The organism is Variovorax sp. GW823-FHT02B07, assembly GCF_058797695.1.
In genome coordinates this window covers 1,141,266-1,157,872 of record NZ_JBXAJX010000001.1, presented here as the reverse complement: position 1 = coordinate 1,157,872, position 16,607 = coordinate 1,141,266, and the positions used below count along the sequence as shown (strand labels likewise).

Annotated in this window: 19 protein-coding genes; 6 read left to right on the top strand and 13 right to left on the bottom strand. The window is 66.9% G+C overall.

What is annotated here, in order from left to right:
• Positions 1-107: 107 nt before the first annotated feature.
• Genes AC1RGU_RS05440 through AC1RGU_RS05420 form a run of 5 tightly spaced genes read left to right on the top strand, consistent with a single transcriptional unit; the run spans position 108 to position 2,656 of the window.
• On the top strand, positions 108-482 hold the full coding sequence (locus AC1RGU_RS05440; protein ID WP_062473002.1) for a VOC family protein: 375 nt from the start codon (positions 108-110) through the stop codon (positions 480-482).
• 6 nt (positions 483-488) lie between these two features.
• Positions 489-938: an EVE domain-containing protein gene (locus tag AC1RGU_RS05435; RefSeq protein ID WP_062473004.1), complete on the top strand. Its 450-nt coding sequence runs from the start codon at positions 489-491 to the stop codon at positions 936-938.
• A gap of 43 nt (positions 939-981) precedes the next feature.
• Complete coding sequence (locus AC1RGU_RS05430; protein WP_139706139.1) at positions 982-1,431, top strand: GyrI-like domain-containing protein; 450 nt, start codon at positions 982-984, stop codon at positions 1,429-1,431.
• Complete coding sequence (locus AC1RGU_RS05425) at positions 1,428-1,907, top strand: MGMT family protein (protein ID WP_095744698.1); 480 nt, start codon at positions 1,428-1,430, stop codon at positions 1,905-1,907. Before AC1RGU_RS05430 ends, AC1RGU_RS05425 begins: the two co-directional genes overlap by 4 nt.
• Positions 1,907-2,656: a helix-turn-helix transcriptional regulator gene (locus AC1RGU_RS05420; RefSeq protein WP_492695242.1), complete on the top strand. Its 750-nt coding sequence runs from the start codon at positions 1,907-1,909 to the stop codon at positions 2,654-2,656. Before AC1RGU_RS05425 ends, AC1RGU_RS05420 begins: the two co-directional genes overlap by 1 nt.
• Positions 2,657-2,671: 15 nt before the next feature.
• On the opposite strand, the gene dnaB is transcribed toward AC1RGU_RS05420, so the two are convergent.
• From dnaB to ppsA, 7 genes are all read right to left on the bottom strand, one after another.
• Positions 2,672-4,078, bottom strand: a complete 1,407-nt coding sequence (dnaB, locus tag AC1RGU_RS05415; RefSeq protein WP_062473012.1) for a replicative DNA helicase — start codon at positions 4,076-4,078, stop codon at positions 2,672-2,674.
• Positions 4,079-4,250: 172 nt separating this feature from the next.
• The gene (rplI, locus tag AC1RGU_RS05410; protein WP_056583114.1) at positions 4,251-4,703 is read right to left on the bottom strand and encodes a 50S ribosomal protein L9; all 453 of its coding nucleotides are present in this window, start codon (positions 4,701-4,703) and stop codon (positions 4,251-4,253) included.
• Between the two features lie 15 nt (positions 4,704-4,718).
• Positions 4,719-5,000, bottom strand: coding sequence for a 30S ribosomal protein S18 (gene rpsR / locus AC1RGU_RS05405; RefSeq protein ID WP_007830781.1), 282 nt, complete (start codon positions 4,998-5,000; stop codon positions 4,719-4,721).
• 21 nt (positions 5,001-5,021) lie between these two features.
• Positions 5,022-5,336, bottom strand: a complete 315-nt coding sequence (gene priB / locus AC1RGU_RS05400) for a primosomal replication protein N (protein WP_062473014.1) — start codon at positions 5,334-5,336, stop codon at positions 5,022-5,024.
• 4 nt (positions 5,337-5,340) lie between these two features.
• Entirely contained in the window at positions 5,341-5,715 is a 375-nt protein-coding gene (rpsF, locus tag AC1RGU_RS05395) for a 30S ribosomal protein S6 (RefSeq protein WP_062473016.1), read from the bottom strand.
• 116 nt (positions 5,716-5,831) lie between these two features.
• Positions 5,832-6,290, bottom strand: a complete 459-nt coding sequence (locus tag AC1RGU_RS05390; protein ID WP_492695240.1) for a hypothetical protein — start codon at positions 6,288-6,290, stop codon at positions 5,832-5,834.
• A gap of 213 nt (positions 6,291-6,503) precedes the next feature.
• Positions 6,504-8,900 (bottom strand): phosphoenolpyruvate synthase, encoded by a 2,397-nt coding sequence (gene ppsA, locus AC1RGU_RS05385; protein WP_062473021.1) that lies wholly within the window; start codon positions 8,898-8,900, stop codon positions 6,504-6,506.
• 193 nt (positions 8,901-9,093) lie between these two features.
• On the opposite strand from ppsA, the gene ppsR reads away from it, so the two are divergent.
• Positions 9,094-9,915: a posphoenolpyruvate synthetase regulatory kinase/phosphorylase PpsR gene (ppsR, locus tag AC1RGU_RS05380; RefSeq protein ID WP_492695238.1), complete on the top strand. Its 822-nt coding sequence runs from the start codon at positions 9,094-9,096 to the stop codon at positions 9,913-9,915.
• 41 nt (positions 9,916-9,956) lie between these two features.
• Here ppsR and AC1RGU_RS05375 read toward each other — a convergent pair whose 3' ends face one another.
• Genes AC1RGU_RS05375 through AC1RGU_RS05350 form a run of 6 tightly spaced genes read right to left on the bottom strand, consistent with a single transcriptional unit; the run spans position 9,957 to position 16,452 of the window.
• On the bottom strand, positions 9,957-10,757 hold the full coding sequence (locus tag AC1RGU_RS05375) for a heme ABC transporter ATP-binding protein (RefSeq protein ID WP_492695236.1): 801 nt from the start codon (positions 10,755-10,757) through the stop codon (positions 9,957-9,959).
• Positions 10,754-11,791, bottom strand: a complete 1,038-nt coding sequence (locus tag AC1RGU_RS05370) for a FecCD family ABC transporter permease (protein ID WP_492695234.1) — start codon at positions 11,789-11,791, stop codon at positions 10,754-10,756. The genes AC1RGU_RS05375 and AC1RGU_RS05370 overlap by 4 nt, the downstream gene beginning before the upstream one ends.
• On the bottom strand, positions 11,788-12,696 hold the full coding sequence (locus AC1RGU_RS05365) for a heme/hemin ABC transporter substrate-binding protein (RefSeq protein ID WP_492695232.1): 909 nt from the start codon (positions 12,694-12,696) through the stop codon (positions 11,788-11,790). Before AC1RGU_RS05365 ends, AC1RGU_RS05370 begins: the two co-directional genes overlap by 4 nt.
• Before the next feature lie 33 nt (positions 12,697-12,729).
• Entirely contained in the window at positions 12,730-13,116 is a 387-nt protein-coding gene (locus AC1RGU_RS05360) for a VOC family protein (RefSeq protein ID WP_354347170.1), read from the bottom strand.
• On the bottom strand, positions 13,113-14,198 hold the full coding sequence (locus AC1RGU_RS05355; RefSeq protein ID WP_492695230.1) for a hemin-degrading factor: 1,086 nt from the start codon (positions 14,196-14,198) through the stop codon (positions 13,113-13,115). The genes AC1RGU_RS05360 and AC1RGU_RS05355 overlap by 4 nt, the downstream gene beginning before the upstream one ends.
• A gap of 37 nt (positions 14,199-14,235) precedes the next feature.
• Positions 14,236-16,452: a TonB-dependent hemoglobin/transferrin/lactoferrin family receptor gene (locus AC1RGU_RS05350; protein WP_492695228.1), complete on the bottom strand. Its 2,217-nt coding sequence runs from the start codon at positions 16,450-16,452 to the stop codon at positions 14,236-14,238.
• Positions 16,453-16,607 lie beyond the last annotated feature (155 nt).

Sequence of the window (16,607 nt, the reverse complement as noted above, 5' to 3'; positions counted from 1 at the left end):
GCGGGCTTTTTTTCGCCCGCCATGACAGGCTACTGACAAGACGTTGTCAGGAGGCGGCTCGCACCATCCAGGCTCCTTCCAACGCAACGAACGAAAGAGAGCACTTCATGACCACCCATGCCATCACCTGGTTCGAGATTCCGGTCGCCAACCTGGACCGCGCCCAGGCCTTCTACGAAACCGTGCTCGCGCGCAAGCTGCGCCGCGAAGACTTCGGCGGCAACCCCCTGGCCGTGTTTCCCTACGATGACCCCGCCACCGGCGGCGCGCTGAAGCCCGGCGCCAACACCAGTGCGCAGGCGGGCAGCGGCATCCGCGTGTACCTCGACTGCATGCCCAGCATCGATGCCGTGCTCTCGCGCGTCGAAGCGGCCGGCGGGCAGATCGTGGCCCCCAAGTCGGCGCTGCCGCCGGGCATGGGCTTCATCGCCCACCTGCGCGACACCGAAGGCAACGAAGTCGGCCTGCACGCCCCCGCCTGAGACACCATGGCACAACGCAACTGGATTGCGGTCGCCAGTGCCGAGCACGCCCGGCGCGGCCGGGACCACCGGCCGCTCGGGTTCATGCAGGTGGGCCACGGCAAGCTCGCGCCGCTCAAGCGCGTGGCGGCAGGCGACCGCGTGGCCTACTACGCACCGGCCACGGTGTTCGGCGGCACGGACAAGCTGCAGAGCTTCGTGGCGCTGGGCATCGTGCAGTCGGGCGATCCCTACGAGTTCGACATGGGCAACGGCTTCGTCCCGTGGCGTCGCGACGTGGCCTACGTCGCCGCGCACGAGGCGCCCATCGCCCCACTGATCGAACGCCTCGCCTTCATCGAAACCCCGAAGCAATGGGGCTACAAGTTCCGCTTCGGCCTGTTCGACATCACCGACATCGACATGAAACTGATCGCGCAGACGATGAAGGCCGAACCGAAGGCGCTCCTGTTTTGAGCGCTTTCGCCCTCCTCATCCGCCACTTCCGGAGAAACAACGCATGGACCCCATCCGCCAACACCACGACGCCTTCCGCGTCTGCGGCCTCACGGTACGCACCACCAACCGCGAAGAGATCGACCCCGCCACCGCACGCATCGGCGCGCTGTGGAACCGCTTCTTCGGCGAACAGACCTACGAGTCGACGCCGCACCGCACCAGCGACACGCGCATCTTCAGCGTCTACTCCGCCTACGAATCGGACGCGCACGGCGCCTTCGACATGACGGCCGGCGTCGCCGTCTCGGATGGCGCCAACAGCGTCGCCATCGAAGCCGGCGACTACCTCGTGTTCACAGGCCGCGGCGAGATGCCGCAGATGGTGATCGCCACCTGGCAGCGCATCTGGCAGTATTTCGAGGCGCACCCGGAAATCGTGCGCCGCTACCGCAGCGATTTCGAAGCCTACGAGGGGCCGGACGCAGTGGCGATCCATATCGGAGTCTCATGAGCACACGCAAGGGCTGGCGCGACAGGCTGGCCGGCTACCCGAACCTGCCGAACGTGAAGGCCATTCCCCCGGCCATGCGCGCGCGGCATGGCGAGGGCACCATCGCCACGCCCTCGCCCGCTGAAGTCGAGGAGGCCATGCGCGGCGTGCCCGAAGGCCGCCTCGCGACCGTGCTCGGCATCGGCGAAGACATCGCGGCGCGCCACCAGGCCACCATCGGCTGCACCGTGACCACGGCGATCTTCGCCCACATGGTGGCCCACGCCACCGAGGAAGCCATGACGACGGGCGCCGGTCGCACGCCAGGCACACCGTACTGGCGCACACTCAAGATCGGCGGCGAACTCAACCCCAAGTACCCGGGCGGCATCGAGGCCCAGATGTCGCGCCTCGAGGCCGAAGGCCACACGGTGGTCCAGCGCGGCAAGCGCTACTTTGTCGAGGACTTCGCCAGGAAGCTCGTCGGAACGCGTTGATGCGCCGCGCCGACCGCCTCTTCCAGCTCGTGCAGCTCATCCGCGGCCGCCGCCTCACCACGGCCGCCTTCCTGGCACAGCGCCTGGAGGTGTCGGAGCGCACGGTGTACCGCGACGTGGCCGACCTGCAGCACCAGGGCGTGCCGATCGAGGGCGAGGCCGGCGTCGGCTACCGGCTCGGCGCGGGCTTCGAGCTGCCGCCGCTGATGTTCACGCAGGACGAGGCATCGGCGCTCGTGGCCGCCGCACGCATGACCCAGAGCTGGGTCGACCCGGCGATGGCGCGCAACATCGAGACGGGCCTGGGCAAGATCCTGTCGGTGCTGCCACCGGCGGCGCGCGTGTCGGCGGAGGCGCTGGCGCTGTATGCGCCCGCACTCGGTCTCGACGACGCCCTGCGCACGCGGCTGCAGACGCTGCGCGAGGCCGTGCAGGCACATCAGAAGCTGCGCCTGCACTACCGCGACGTCTCGGGCGACGCCAGCGAGCGCACCGTGCGGCCGCTGGGCTGCTTCTATTGGGGCAAGGTCTGGACGCTCTCGACGTGGTGCGAACTGCGCAACGATTTCCGCGGCTTCCGGGTCGACCGCATGGAGGCGGTGGAGGTGCTCACCACGCGCTTCCAGGACGAGCCGGGCAAGACACTGGCCGACCTGCTGCGGCAGGTGAAGGCCGAGGCGCAGCGCCACAAGGTGTGGGAGCAGAAGCCGCCCGCCTCGGCATCCGAACCCGGCAGCGATGCCGGCTGACGAACTGCCCTGCGGTCAGTACTCGTCGTTGTTGCTGTAGCCGACGAGGTTCTCGAACTTGGTGATCGGCTTCAGGAAGGCCAGCTTCACCGTGCCGGTCGGGCCGTTCCGGTGCTTGCTGATGATCACCTCGGCCACGCCCGGCTCCTTCGACTCCTTGTTGTAGTAGTCGTCGCGGTAGATGAACATGATGATGTCCGCGTCCTGCTCGATGGCGCCGGATTCACGCAAGTCGCTCATCATGGGACGCTTGTCGGTACGCGCTTCCACGCCGCGGCTGAGCTGCGACAGCGCGATCACCGGGCACTTCAGTTCCTTGGCCAGCATCTTCAGGCCGCGCGAGATTTCGCCCACGGCCGTGGCGCGGTTCTCGTCGCCCGAGCTGCTGGTGGACATGAGCTGCAGGTAGTCGACCACGATCAGGCCCAGGCGCCCGTACTGGCGCGCCAGCCGGCGCGCGTTGGCGCGCAGTTCGCTGGACGAGAGGCCCGGCGTCTCGTCGATGTGCAGCGACACCGTGCGCAGCTTCTCGATGGCCTCTGTCAGGCGCGGCCACTCCTCGTCGCTGAGCTTGCCGGTGCGCAGGTGGCCCTGGTCGATGCGGCCGATGGAACCCACGATACGCACCGCCAGCTGGGCGGCGCCCATTTCCATCGAGAACACCGCCACCGGCAGCCCCTCTTCGAGCGCCACGTGCTCGGCGATGTTGATCGCCAGCGAGGTCTTGCCCATCGACGGACGCGCGGCCAGCACGATCATGTCGCCCGGCTGCAGGCCCGAGGTCATCTTGTCGAAGTCGTTGAAACCCGTGCGCACGCCCGTGATGTCATTCGGGTTCTCGGCCATCTCGGTCACGCGATCGAGCAGCTCGACCACCAGGGAATCCATGCTCTGGAAGCCCTGCTTCATCCGCGTGCCTTCTTCGCCGATGTTGAAGATCTTCTGCTCGGCTTCGTCCAGGATCTTGTCGACCGGCTTGCCCTGCGGATTGAAGGCGTTGGTGGCGATCTCGTCGGCGGCGGTCACGAGCTTGCGCAGGATCGAGCGCTCGCGCACGATCTCGGCGTAGCGCCGGATGTTGCTCGCGCTCGGCACGTACTGCGCGAGCGAGTTCAGGTAGACCAGCCCGCCGATGTCGTCGGCCTTGCCGAGGTTCTGCAGCTGCTCGAAGACCGTGATCACGTCGGCCGGCTTGCTGGCATTGATCAGCCCGCCGATGGCCGCGTAGATCAGCTTGTGCTCATGGCGGTAGAAGTCGCCGTCGACCAGCAGGTCGCCCATGCGGTCCCAGGCGCCGTTGTCCAGCAGCAAGCCCCCCAGCACACTGGATTCGGCCTCGATGGAATGAGGCGGAATGCGCAATTGCGCGATCTGGCGGTCGGCCGACGAATCATTGTCGGCATAGGAGAAAACAGCGGACATGGACTTCCCTTGCAACCCTGCATGCTAAGCCGCGCAGGACGCGCCGCGTGTGGACAAGGTTGTTAATAAACGGTGAACTTCCGGTGCAGCGAGCTGGACAACCCACGCGCAGAAAAGAAAAAGCCGCCCGAAGGCGGCTTTCTTGCGTCAGCGCACGGGGCGCTGCGAACGATCAGGCGGTTTCGCCGTAGACCGTGACGGTGATCTCGACGACCACGTCGGTGTGCAGCGAGACGCTCACGGTGTTGTCGCCAACGACCTTGATCGGGCCGTTGGGCAGACGCACTTGCGACTTGGCAACCTTGTAGCCCTGCTTGTTCAGCTCTTCGGCGATGTCGCCGTTGGTGACCGAACCGAACAGACGGCCGTCCACGCCAGCCTTTTGGGTCAGCTTGACGGTCGAGCCGGCGAGCTTCTCGCCCTGGGCTTGCGACTCGGCCAGCTTGGCGGCTGCAGCCTTTTCGAGTTCGACGCGCTTGGCTTCGAATTCGGCCTTGTTGGCAGCGGTGGCGCGACGGGCGCGGCCCGAGGGGATCAGGAAGTTGCGTGCGTAGCCGTCCTTGACCTTGACGATGTCGCCCAGGCCGCCGACGTTCAGAACCTTGTCCAGAAGAATGATTTGCATGGTGTGTGCTCCTTCTTAGACGCGGTGCTGGTCGCTGTACGGCACCATGGCCAGGAAGCGCGCGCGCTTGATGGCGGTGTTCAGCTGACGCTGGTAGATCGCGCGCGTGCCGGTCAGGCGTGCGGGGATGATCTTGCCGTTTTCGCTGATGAAGTCACGCAGCGTGTCGATGTCCTTGTAGTCGATTTCTTCGACGCCAGCGACGGTGAAACGGCAGAAGCGCTTGCGCTTGAACAGCAGCGACTGGGTGTTGCGCTTCGGGCGCTTGTCTTTGTTGAATTTCTTGAACGTGGCCATTGGGGGACCTCTTGTCGAAAATTAATCTTGCTGAAAATCCTGGATGTGCAGGACCGGATGCTTGCCGTTGCCCGGTGTCGCGAGAAACCCCTGGAATCGCCAGAGACTTCCCATCGACTGCGCTGCGAGCCGCTCGGCGATGGCGCCGAACGCAACGGCCTTGAGGGCCGTCTTCACCTGCCGGGGCTTTCCCGCCTCCTGGAGCGTCGACTCATGGTCGAGCTTCAGATCGAGGGCGGGCAGGCCGGCTGGCGTGTATCGCAGGGTTCCGAGTTCGGCGACAGAGGCGGTCAGCAGAAGCTGGTTGACCCCGGTCGCCGCAGCGGCAGCCGTCACGCCATCAGTTGTTGTTGGCGGCGTATTCGGCCTGCTGGGCCTTGCGGGCCTCTTCGCGCTCGACCGTCTTCATCATCGACGAAGGACCGGTGTCGGCCTTCTTCTTCTGAACGGTCAGGTGACGCAGCACGGCATCGTTGAACTTGAACGCGTGTTCCAGTTCACCCATCACGGCTTGTTCAGCTTCGATGTTGACGCACAGGTAGTGGGCCTTGTTAAGCTTGTTGATCTGGTAGGCCAGCTGACGGCGGCCCCAGTCTTCAACGCGGTGGACCTTGCCGCCGCCGGCCGTGATCAGGCCCTTGTAACGCTCCAGCATGGCCGGAACTTGTTCGCTCTGATCCGGGTGGATGAGCAAGATGATTTCGTAGTGACGCATGGCACTCCTTGTGGATTCTTCCGTGGAAGAGGAAAAGCCACCCGCAGCGTCGGGCGCGGTATGGCAAGGCAAAGCCGGCGATTATAGCCCTGTGTTGCGCGATCCGGCAAGGCACCTCAGTCGTTGAGGGCCTTGTCGAGGGCGGCGGCCTTCTCCGCGCCCACGGCGGCGCGGATCTTGGGTGCCAGTGCCAGGAGGTCTTCGTAGCTGCTCGTGCCTTCGACCTGGAGGTTGAGTCGGAAGCCCATCAGGCCCAGGCTGCCGGTCAGCTGGGTGGCGATGGGGTACGCGTCCTTGTAGCGCTGCTGGCGGCTGCGACCGGAAGGTGCAGCAGGCGCCGGGGCTGCCGAAACTGCGGGCGCCACGGCTGGCGGCTGGCCGGCCAGGGGCGCCAGCAGGCCCAGTGCGACCATCTGATCGACCTCCTCGCGCCCGATGCCCAGGCCCGAGGCCAGCACGTCGTCGATCGAGCGCTTGCCGTCGAACTGGATGAAGGCCGAGCGCTGGCGCGGCGTCAACGGCACCGAACGGTCCTTGAGGACCTGTTGTCCGGCTTCCGTCTTGACAAGAATCATGGGGGTCTCCGGCGAAGTGCTGACACAGGCCCTGACGGGCCCGCATCACCTCAGGCAGGCAGCCGGATTGCGCCGCCTGCGAATGTCACGAGTCTGACACCGGAAACGCACTTTGTTTCATTTGCACGAGCGGGCACGGGGGAATCCCCCATGGGGATTTCCGCCATTCGCCGCGCGGCATCACGTGGCGGGGTATGCCCGCCGCGCGCTGGCTCAGCCTCGCTGGGCCAGCTGCTGCCAGGTGTCGATCACGCTGTCCGGGTTCAGCGAGATCGATTCGATGCCCTGCTCCGCCAGCCACAGCGCGAAGTCGGGGTGGTCGCTGGGGCCCTGGCCGCAGATGCCGACGTACTTGCCTTCGGCCTTGCAGGCCTTGATGACGCGGCTCAGCAGCGCCTTGATGGCCGGGTCGCGCTCGTCGAAGTCGGCCGCCAGCAGCTCCAGGCCGGAGTCGCGGTCCAGGCCCAGCGTGAGCTGGGTCAGGTCGTTCGAACCGATCGAGAAGCCGTCGAAGAACTTCAGGAACTCTTCCGGCAGCACCGCATTGCTCGGCACCTCGCACATCATGATCAGCTTGAGCGCGTTCTCGCCGCGCTTGAGGCCGTGCTCGCCCAGCAACGTAGTCACGCGCTCGGCCTGGCCCAGCGTGCGCACGAAGGGCACCATGATCTGCACGTTGGTCAGGCCCATGTCGTTGCGCACGCGCTTGAGCGCCTCGCACTCCATGGCAAAGGCCTCGCCGAAGTCGGCGCTCAGGTAGCGCGCCGCGCCGCGGAAACCCAGCATCGGGTTTTCTTCTTCCGGCTCGTAACGGCTGCCGCCGATCAGCTTGCGGTACTCGTTCGACTTGAAGTCCGAGAGACGCACGATGACGGGCTTGGGCCAGAACGCGGCGGCGATCGTCGCAACGCCTTCGGTCACCTTGTCGACATAGAACGCGCGCGGCGAGGCATGACCACGGGCCACCGACTCGACGGCCTTCTTCAGGTCGTTGTCGACGTTCGGGTAGTCGAGGATCGCCTTCGGGTGCACGCCGATGTTGTTGTTGATGATGAACTCCAGGCGGGCCAGGCCCACGCCGTGGTTCGGCAGCTGCGCGAAGTCGAAGGCGAGCTGGGGGTTGCCCACGTTCATCATGATCTTCAGATCGATTTCGGGCATCACGCCGCGCTGCACCTCGGTCACTTCGGTCTCGAGCAGGCCGTCGTAGATGAAGCCGGTGTCGCCCTCGGCGCAGCTCACGGTGACGAGCGTGCCGTCCTTGAGCAAGTCGGTGGCGTCGCCGCAGCCGACCACGGCCGGAATGCCGAGTTCGCGCGCGATGATGGCCGCGTGGCAGGTGCGACCGCCGCGGTTGGTGACGATGGCAGCAGCGCGCTTCATCACCGGTTCCCAGTTGGGGTCGGTCATGTCGGTGACGAGCACGTCGCCGGCCTGCACCTGGTCCATCTCGCTGATGTTGTGCACGATGCGCACGGCACCGGTGCCGATCTTCTGGCCGATGGCACGGCCTTCGGCCAGCACGGCGCCCTTGCCCAGCAGCTTGTAGCGCTGCTCGGCCTTGCCCTGCTGCTGGCTCTTCACCGTTTCGGGACGCGCCTGCAGGATGTAGAGGTGGCCGTCGGTGCCGTCCTTGCCCCACTCGATGTCCATCGGGCGGCCGTAGTGCTCTTCGATCACCAGCGCGTAGCGGGCCAGCTGCTCGACGTCGGCGTCGCTCAGCGAGTAGCGGTTGCGCTGCTCGGCCTTGACGTCGGTGGTCTTGACCAGCTTGCCGCTCGCCTTCTTCTCTTCGGGCGTGGCGAACTCCATCTGGATCAGCTTGGAGCCGAGGTTGCGGCGGATGACGGCCTTCTTGCCGGCCTTGAGGGTCGGCTTGTGCACGTAGAACTCGTCGGGATTCACCGAGCCCTGCACCACCGTCTCGCCCAGGCCGTAGCTGGAGGTGATGAACACGACCTGGTCGAAGCCGGACTCGGTGTCGATGGTGAACATCACGCCGGCGGCGCCGAGGTCGGAACGCACCATGCGCTGCACGCCGGCCGACAGCGCGACCACGTCGTGCTCGAAGCCCTTGTGCACGCGGTAGCTGATGGCGCGGTCGTTGTACAGGGAGGCGAACACCTCCTTCATCTTGTGCAGCACATCGTCGATGCCGACCACGTTCAGGAAGGTTTCCTGCTGACCGGCGAACGAAGCGTCGGGCAGGTCTTCAGCGGTGGCCGAGGAGCGCACGGCGAACGAGGCGGCGGGGTTGCCGGCGCTCAGCGTGGCAAAGGCCTCGCCGATGGCTTTTTGCAGGTCGGCCGGGAACGGCTGGGCCTCGACCATGGCGCGGATTTCAGCGCCGGCCGCGGCCAGGGCACGCACGTCTTCGGTGTCCAGCGCGGCCAGGCGCTTGCTGATCTTGTCGGCCAGGCCGTCGTGCGCCAGGAACTGGCGGAACGCGTGGGCCGTGGTCGCAAAACCGGTCGGCACGCGCACGCCCTGTGGCAGCTGCGAGATCATTTCGCCGAGGCTGGCGTTCTTGCCGCCAACCGACTCGACGTCGGTCATCCTCAGGTTTTCAAATGGCACGACCAGTGCGGTCGCCTCGAAAAGTGCAGACATGGGGAAGCTCCAGAAGTTGAAACCGGCGCTGCATGCAGACGGCGCAGCACGATCGTTGTCGTTGCTTTGGGTGCGGTCGCGGTGTGCATGGAAAGAATTCGAGGGGGTTGGGAAAGCGGATTCCCGATAATGGCCCGGATTGTAGGCGTGGCAGGTCGCGCGCGCCGCAGGACTCCGCCGCAAAAGCAACACCATGCATACACGCACCGTTTTCTTCGTCTCCGACGGCACCGGCATCACCGCCGAAACCTTCGGCAATGCCGTTCTGGCCCAGTTCGAGATGAAGCCGCGCCACGTGCGGCTGCCGTTCACCGACACGGTCGACAAGGCGCACCAGGCGGTGCGGCAGATCAACCACACGGCCGAAGTCGAGGGCGTGCGCCCCATCGTCTTCACCACGCTGGCCAACATGGACGTGCTGGGCGTGATCGAAACCGGCTGCAGGGGCATGCTGCTGGACATGTTCGGCACCTTCGTGCGGCCGCTCGAGATCGAGCTGGCCATGAAGTCGAACCACCGCATCGGCCGCTTCAGTGATGTCAGCAAGAGCAAGGCCTACAACGACCGTATCGCGGCCATCGACTTCAGCCTGCAGCACGACGACGGCCAGAGCCACCGCGACCTGGAAGGCGCCGACGTGATCCTGGTCGGCGTGAGCCGCAGCGGCAAGACGCCCACTTCGCTCTACCTGGCGATGCAGCACGGCCTGAAGGCGGCCAATTACCCGCTGATTCCCGAAGATTTCGACCGCCGCCAGCTCCCGCCGGCGCTGAGCCCGCACCGCAAGAAGATCTTCGGCCTGACGATCCAGCCCGAGCGGCTGAGCGAGATCCGCAACGAGCGCCGGCCCAATTCGCGCTACGCCAGCCTGGAGAACTGCCGCCACGAAATCAGCGAGGCCGAGGCCATGATGCGGCGCGCCGGCATCCGCTGGCTCTCGACGACCACCAAGTCGATCGAGGAAATCGCCACCACGATCCTGCAGGAGCTGCGGCCGGAGCGGCTGGTCTACTGATTTGCTATCTTTTCAGGAGCAAACACCACCCGCCCGTCGCGCTATCCGAACAGATACTGCGTGACGCCGTCCGCGCCGGCCACCGGCTGGCAGGGCATGCGCCAGACGGCCTCGATCAGCGCGGGCTGCAGCACCTCGGCGGTCGCCCCCTGGCGCAGGCCGCCGGGCGCACCCAGCACCACGACCTCATCGGCATAGCGCCGCGCCAGGTTCAGGTCGTGCAGCACGGCCACCACACCCACGCCCCGCGCCGCCCAGGCGCGCAGCAGGCGCATCGCCGAATGCTGGTGCGCGAGGTCGAGCGCGGCGGTCGGCTCGTCGAGCAGCAGCCAGCGGCTCGCGCCATCGGGGCGCGGATGCCAGAGCTGGGCCAGCGCCCGCGCCAGGTGGACCCGCGCCTTCTCGCCGCCCGACAGCGTGTTGAGGATGCGCGGCGCCAGCGCCGTGACGTCGGTCAGGGCCATCGCCTCGGCCATGATCGCGTCCTCGTCGCGGGTCGGTGCGCGGCGGTGCGGGTAGCGGCCGAGCGCGACGATGTCCTGCGCCGTGAAGTCGAAGGCGACCGCGCTTTCCTGCGGCATCAGGGCCCGGCGCAATGCCAGCGTGGGCATGCCGTGGTCTGACAGTGGCCGGCCGTCGAGCATCGCCCTGCCCTGCGTCGGCTCGCGCTGGCCGGCCAGCACCGACAGCAGCGTCGACTTGCCCGCGCCGTTCGGGCCGAGGATCGCGGTCACGCGGCCCGGCGCCAGTTCGACCGATGCATTCGCCAACAGCGTCTTCGCGCCGATGCGCACCTCGACAGCGGCGCACGCCAGCGCTCCGTGTCCCTTCGCCGCCGTCATATGCGCCCCCTGAAGTGCCGCAGCATCAAGAGGAACATCGGCACGCCGATGAAGGCCGTGAGCACGCCCAGCGGCAGCTCGGCCGGCGCCATCACCGTGCGCGCCACCGTGTCGGCCGCGAGCACCAGTGCCGCGCCCAGCAGCGCCGAGGCCGGCAGCACGATGCGGTGGTCGGGCCCGGCCACCATGCGCACCCAATGCGGCGCGATCAGGCCGATGAAACCGATGATCCCAGTCGTGGCCGTCACCGCGCCCACCGCCACCGCGGTGATGACCACGGCACGTCGCTTGGTGCGTTCCACGTCCACGCCGAGCAGCGCCGCCTGCGCCTCGCCGAGCGCGATGGCGTTCAGGGGCGAAGCGAGCGATGCTGCGGCCCAGCACGAGAGCAACACCGCCACACCCACCAGGATGACCGCGCTCCAGCGCGCGCCGCCCAGGCTGCCCAGCAGCCAGAACTGCAGGCTGCGCAGCTGCTCGTCGGTCGCCATCACGCTCAAGAGGCCGAGGCCGGCGCCGGCCAGCGCGTTGATCGCGATGCCCGCCAGCAGCATCAGCGCCATGCGCGTGCCGCCTTCGCTGCGCGACAGACCGTAGATCAGCAAGGTCACGACGAAGCCACCGCCGAAAGCCATGAGCACCAGCGTCCAGCTGCCGAGCGTGCGCGGCAGCATCGGCCAGAACGAGGCGCCCAGCACGATGGTGATGCCGGCCGCCAGCGCCGCGCCGCTGCTGATGCCGATCAGCCCCGGGTCGGCCAGCGGATTGCGGAACAGCCCCTGCATCAGCGTGCCCGCCATGCCGAGTCCCGCACCCGCCGCCACGCCGAGAACCAGGCGCGGCAAGCGGATGTTGAGGAACACGAGGTGCTCGGGCGACTGGCCGCTTGCACCCTGCCCCAGCGAGGTCAGCACGTTCCACAGCTGCGAAAGACTGATGGCGTAGGCACCCGACACGGCGCCCATAGCGAAGGCTGCGGCGAGCAGCACCGCGCTGCCGCCCAGCACGGCACGCGCCCCCAAGCGCTGGCTCATGCGAGCGCGGCCCGGAACTTGTCGTGCAGTTCGCCGATGGCGGCCGGCAGGCGTGGGCCAAAGCCCAGCAGCAGCAAGGCGTCCTGCGTGATGAGCGCGCGCTTCTTGTAAGCCGGCGTCAGCGCCAGTTCGGGCCGCTCCCAGAACTTGTCGACGCCGCCGTGCGCCTCGATGCTCTGCGTGCTCGTGAGGATGATGTCGGGCGCCGCACTGGCCATGGCCTCGGCGGTCATCGGCCGATAACCGTGGAAGCCGCCCAGCGCATTCACGCCACCCGCAAAGCCGATCACCGCATGCGCCGCGGTCTTCTCGCCGGACACCTGCGGGCTCGCACTGTGCGACAGCACGAACAGCACCTTCGGCTTGCGCCCCTTCGCGCCGCCGATGCGCTGCAGCACCTGTGCCCATTCGGCATCGAGCCGGGCCTGCAGTTCGCGCGCCTGCACCTCCTTGGCAGCTGCGCGGCCCACGGCCTGCACCTTGCGCTGCACCTCGCCCCAGCTGTGGTCGGCCTCGATGATCTCGACCTTGACGCCGGCCGTGCGGATCTGGTCGAGCACGACAGTCGGGCCCGACTCATTGGTCGCGATGATCGCGTCAGGCTTCAGCGACAGCAGCCCCTCGGCCGACAGCTGGCGCATGTAGCCCACCTTGGGCGTGGCGCGCGCAGCAGCGGGGAACAGACTGGTGGTGTCGGTGCCGACCAGCTGGCCTTCGGCGCCAAGCGCATAGACCACCTCGGTGATCGCACCGCTGACCGTGACCAGCCGTGGCAGCCGCTTGCTGTCCTGTGCGAACGCGGGCCATGCGCCCGCGCCAAGCGCTGCAGCAGACAGCAGGCGCAGCGCATCACGGCGACGCGGCACGGAAGAAGAAAGAAAAGAGGAATCTCGTTGGTCAGTCATGGGGTCACGGACAGCGAAAGAGAAAGATGCGCGTCAGCCGCGCCGGGGAATGTTGTGCGCGATGCGCCAGAGCACGCCGGTCGGGTCGGTCAGCGTGAAATCGACCATGCCCCACGGGCGCTCGGCGGGCGGCGTGGTCTGCACTGCGTAGCGTTCGGTCAGCCGCTGCGCCTGCACGCGGTCCCACCAGGCCAGCGCGTCATCGACGAGCAGATGCATCATGAAATTCTCTGCATGGGTCTGGACGTAGAAGTCCTGCAGCAGGAAGCTGCTCTCGCCACAGAAGAAGTAAGCAATGCCGTCCTCGTTCGAGGCCAGCGTGAAGCCCAGGTCCTGGTAGAAGGCAATGGAGAGCGCGAAGTCCTTCGCCGGCACGAAGGCCTTGATCTCGACCACGCCCGGAAAGGTGTCAGCACTCATCGCGCTGGCGCTTCCGAGGTGGCCAGGCGCGAGAGCTTGGCCACGATCTGGCGCCACTCCGCGCGCTCGGGCACGCCCGGCTTGCGCGCACCGAAGAACATCGCCATCAACTCGCCCTCGCCATCGAAAGCCTCGACCGAGGTCACGATGCCGTCGCTGGTCGGCTTCTGGACGATCCACACGCTCGCGATGCGGTCTTCGCGCAGGTGCAGGTTGAAGCCGGGGTCGAGCACGTTGAGCCACTGCATGCCATGCATCTCCATCGGCTCGATGCGCACGACCGGCCCCGAGTGGATCTGGATGCAGCCGGGGCTGCCGACGAACACCATGATCGGCGTGCCGTCGAACGAAGCCTCGAGCAGCAGCTCGCGCACCGCGCCAGTCTCGGCCCGCTGCGTGAACTCGCCCTCGGTGAGGCGAAAGCTCTGCTGGCGCTCCACGTCGAACTTGTTGAGCAGGCCGAAGAATTCGTGCGTGTCCTGCATGCCGCGCCAGGCGTCGGCCAGTGCGACCGCATCGATAGCGCCGTCGTCGCGTGGCGCCGCCTTCTTCTCGGCGGGCACGAACTGCACCGGTGCGTCGGGTGCGGCGGTGTAGGTGTCGATGACCGACTGGAACGCATCGTGGTCGGTCGCATCGCGCACGAAGATCTTGTGCACTGCCACGCCCTGCGGGCTGAAGAACTGCAGGCTCAGCGACGGCGGCACGCCGGCATTGGCCGCCGCCTCGCTGACCGCGAACCCTGCATGCCAGCGGCTGAAGAACAGGCGCAGGTCGATGACCTCGCCCAGCGCGAGCCCCATCGCGTCGCTGCCGGACACCTTCTCGTAGACGCCGGTCTTCTCGTGCACCGTGGTCTCGTTGCGGGTGAGCGCCAGCACGGGGCCACACAGCTCCAAGGCTTGCAGCAGCTCGACCCACGGGCCCTTCAGCCGCGTGGCGCGCAGCGCCTTGTCGTGCGCGCCGGTGTGCGCCGCAATGGCAGCGCCTTCGCTCAGGCCCATGGCCGCGGCCGCGTCCTTGTGGCGCATGCCCTTGGCGCGCAGTTCGGCAAAACGGGTGCGGATGTCTTCGGCATTCATCGGGTGTCCTTTGTTTGGAGAGAAGTGGCGGCGCGCGTCAGAAGTCCGCCACGAGCGAGACGTTGAAGCTGCGGCCCGGCTGGGTGTAGGCGTCGCGGATGGCCGAGGTGGTCGTCACGCCGCGCACATCGCTCCACATCCAGTAGCGCTTGTTGGTGAGGTTGGTCACCGACGCGTTCAGGCGCAGGTCCTTGCGGATGCGCCACTGCGCGCTGATGTCCAGCGTGGTGGCCGCCGGCGTGCGGAACTGCAGGCCCGTGGTCACTTCGCTGCGATCGACGTCTTCCCACTCCTTGGCGCCATGATGAACCGCATCGAGGCGCACGCTCCAGGCCGGCGCCTGGTACTTGAGTCCGGCGCTGAACTTCTGCGGATCGATCGAGTTGAGCGGCCGGTTGTTGGTGCGGTCGCGGCCCTGCGTGCGGCCGTAGGCGAAGGGCACGGAGAAGCCGTTGCCGTTCTCGGTGAAATCGAGCTCGCCCTTGATCTCGAAGCCGCTGATGCGCGCGCGCCCGACGTTGACGGTCTGGTAGATCAGCGGGTCGATGCGCGGAATGCCCCGCCCGCCCACGAGCTTGTCGTTCTCGATGAGGTCCTTGTAGTCGCCGGTGAAGGCGGCCACGTCGAAGCTCAGGAGGCCGGTGCGCCCGCGCACGCCCAGCTCGATGTTCTGGCTCTTCTCGGGCTTGAGGTTGGGGTTCGGGATCGTCTTGTAGCCCGAGATCACGTTCTCGAAGAAGTTATTCACCTGGAACGCATTGGGCGCCTTGAAACCCGAGGCGTAGTTGCCGTACACGCTGAACTGGGGCGTGGCGCGGAACAGCACGCCCAGCTTGGGCGACACGGCCGAGCCCGACAGCGACACGGCCTGCGCGTTGAAGCCCGCCTGCTTCGCGTCGAGCGAGAAGCGGTCGAAGCGGATGCCGGGCGTGATGCTCCAGCGGTCGTGGATGAACTCGTCCTGCACGTAGAAGGCGGTCGAGGTTTCGCGCGTGTCGGGAAAGCGCTTGAGCGGGTAGCTCTCGCCGGCCGGCGGCACGAGGCCGGTCTGCAGGTTCTCGACATTGGTGCGCGTGTAGTCCAGGCCGTAGGTGATCTTCTGCGCCCAGCTGCCCATGCGGATCGTCTTGTCGGCCTGCAGGCCGAACTGCCAGGTGTTCTCGTCGTAGGTGACATCGCGCGTGCGGTCGGCCGCGGTGAAGCGGTCTTCGTAGATGTACTCGCGCGAGCCGGCCTTCTGGTAGCTCACGACAGCGAGCAGGTTGTCGGCCACCGCGCTGTTCAGGCGCAACCGGCCTTCGTAGGTGAGGCGGTCGCGGTCGAGGTCGGTCTTGGCGTTGAGGCCGATCACCGAGGTGGACGCATACGGCGGCTTGGCCACGCCCGACAGCAGGTTGTAGCGGCTGCTCTTCTCGACGTGCTCGAAAGTGAAGGCGTGACGCTGGTCGGCGTTGGGCGTGAGGATGGCCTTGGCCAGCAGCGAGCGGGTCTGGTCGCGCTGCGGGTTGGGCGTGGTGCGGTCGAGATTGGGCACGTTGAGCGAGCCCCGGTTCTCGAGTTCGCTGGCGCGCCCGAGGTTGGCGGACACCAGCCATTCGAGCACGTCGTTCGCCTTGCCCGCCAGCGTGACGCCGCCGCGCACGCCGTTGTCTTCGCCGCTGTAGCCGATGTTCGCGCTGCCGCCGAAGGTCTTGCCATCGCGCAGGAAGGACGAGGGCTCGCGGGTGATGAAGTTGACCAGCCCGGCCAGGCCGTCCGAGCCGTACAGCGCCGAGGCCGGGCCCTTGATGATCTCGATGCGCTCGACGAGGCTGATGTCGAAGTAGTCGCGCCCGAACGCATTGGCGCTGAACACGTAGCTGCGCGGCGTGCGGATGCCGTCAGTCAGCAGCAGCACGCGGTTGCCGTCGAGGCCGCGGATGTTGAAGCCCGCGTTGCTGTCGCGCCCGGTGTTGCCCTGCGCCAACCCGAAGCGCGCCGGCGAACGCTTGACCGACACGTTGGGCAGGTCGCGCACGGCATCGCGGATGTCGTGGATCTGCTTGCTCTCGATGTCCTGGCGATTGATGACCTCGATGCTCAACGGCAGGTCGTCCCTGGCCTGCTCCGAGCGCGATCCGCTCACCACCACTTCGCCGAGCGCCGCGAGTTGCTGGGACCACGCAGGCGCGGCGGCCATGCCGAAGGCAGAGGCGATCAGCCAGGGCAGCAGCGCGGGTCGATGGGAAGACGGTCGAGGGAAATGAGCGGCCACGAAAAAGGTCCAGAAAACAGTTGAAGAACTGCTTGCTGGACCTTGAGGCGCAAAGGCTTGCGCGAGTGACCTGGCTGGCAATGAGGGGCAGCGGTGTGCCCGTGTTTTTATTGTATGAGAATAATTCTCATCTTCACAACTTCAGGCACTTAAGA

Coding starts and splice junctions, on each gene's coding strand:
- AC1RGU_RS05390 (WP_492695240.1), bottom strand. CDS start 6,290: ATGATTCTTGTCAAGACGGAAGCCGGACAACAGGTCCTCAAGGACCGT.
- AC1RGU_RS05365 (WP_492695232.1), bottom strand. CDS start 12,696: ATGACTGACCAACGAGATTCCTCTTTTCTTTCTTCTTCCGTGCCGCGT.
- ppsA (WP_062473021.1), bottom strand. CDS start 8,900: ATGTCTGCACTTTTCGAGGCGACCGCACTGGTCGTGCCATTTGAAAAC.
- rplI (WP_056583114.1), bottom strand. CDS start 4,703: ATGCAAATCATTCTTCTGGACAAGGTTCTGAACGTCGGCGGCCTGGGC.
- rpsF (WP_062473016.1), bottom strand. CDS start 5,715: ATGCGTCACTACGAAATCATCTTGCTCATCCACCCGGATCAGAGCGAA.
- dnaB (WP_062473012.1), bottom strand. CDS start 4,078: ATGTCCGCTGTTTTCTCCTATGCCGACAATGATTCGTCGGCCGACCGC.
- AC1RGU_RS05440 (WP_062473002.1), top strand. CDS start 108: ATGACCACCCATGCCATCACCTGGTTCGAGATTCCGGTCGCCAACCTG.
- AC1RGU_RS05375 (WP_492695236.1), bottom strand. CDS start 10,757: ATGACGGCGGCGAAGGGACACGGAGCGCTGGCGTGCGCCGCTGTCGAG.
- AC1RGU_RS05425 (WP_095744698.1), top strand. CDS start 1,428: ATGAGCACACGCAAGGGCTGGCGCGACAGGCTGGCCGGCTACCCGAAC.
- ppsR (WP_492695238.1), top strand. CDS start 9,094: ATGCATACACGCACCGTTTTCTTCGTCTCCGACGGCACCGGCATCACC.
- AC1RGU_RS05435 (WP_062473004.1), top strand. CDS start 489: ATGGCACAACGCAACTGGATTGCGGTCGCCAGTGCCGAGCACGCCCGG.
- rpsR (WP_007830781.1), bottom strand. CDS start 5,000: ATGGCCACGTTCAAGAAATTCAACAAAGACAAGCGCCCGAAGCGCAAC.
- AC1RGU_RS05360 (WP_354347170.1), bottom strand. CDS start 13,116: ATGAGTGCTGACACCTTTCCGGGCGTGGTCGAGATCAAGGCCTTCGTG.
- AC1RGU_RS05430 (WP_139706139.1), top strand. CDS start 982: ATGGACCCCATCCGCCAACACCACGACGCCTTCCGCGTCTGCGGCCTC.
- AC1RGU_RS05420 (WP_492695242.1), top strand. CDS start 1,907: ATGCGCCGCGCCGACCGCCTCTTCCAGCTCGTGCAGCTCATCCGCGGC.
- AC1RGU_RS05370 (WP_492695234.1), bottom strand. CDS start 11,791: ATGAGCCAGCGCTTGGGGGCGCGTGCCGTGCTGGGCGGCAGCGCGGTG.
- AC1RGU_RS05355 (WP_492695230.1), bottom strand. CDS start 14,198: ATGAATGCCGAAGACATCCGCACCCGTTTTGCCGAACTGCGCGCCAAG.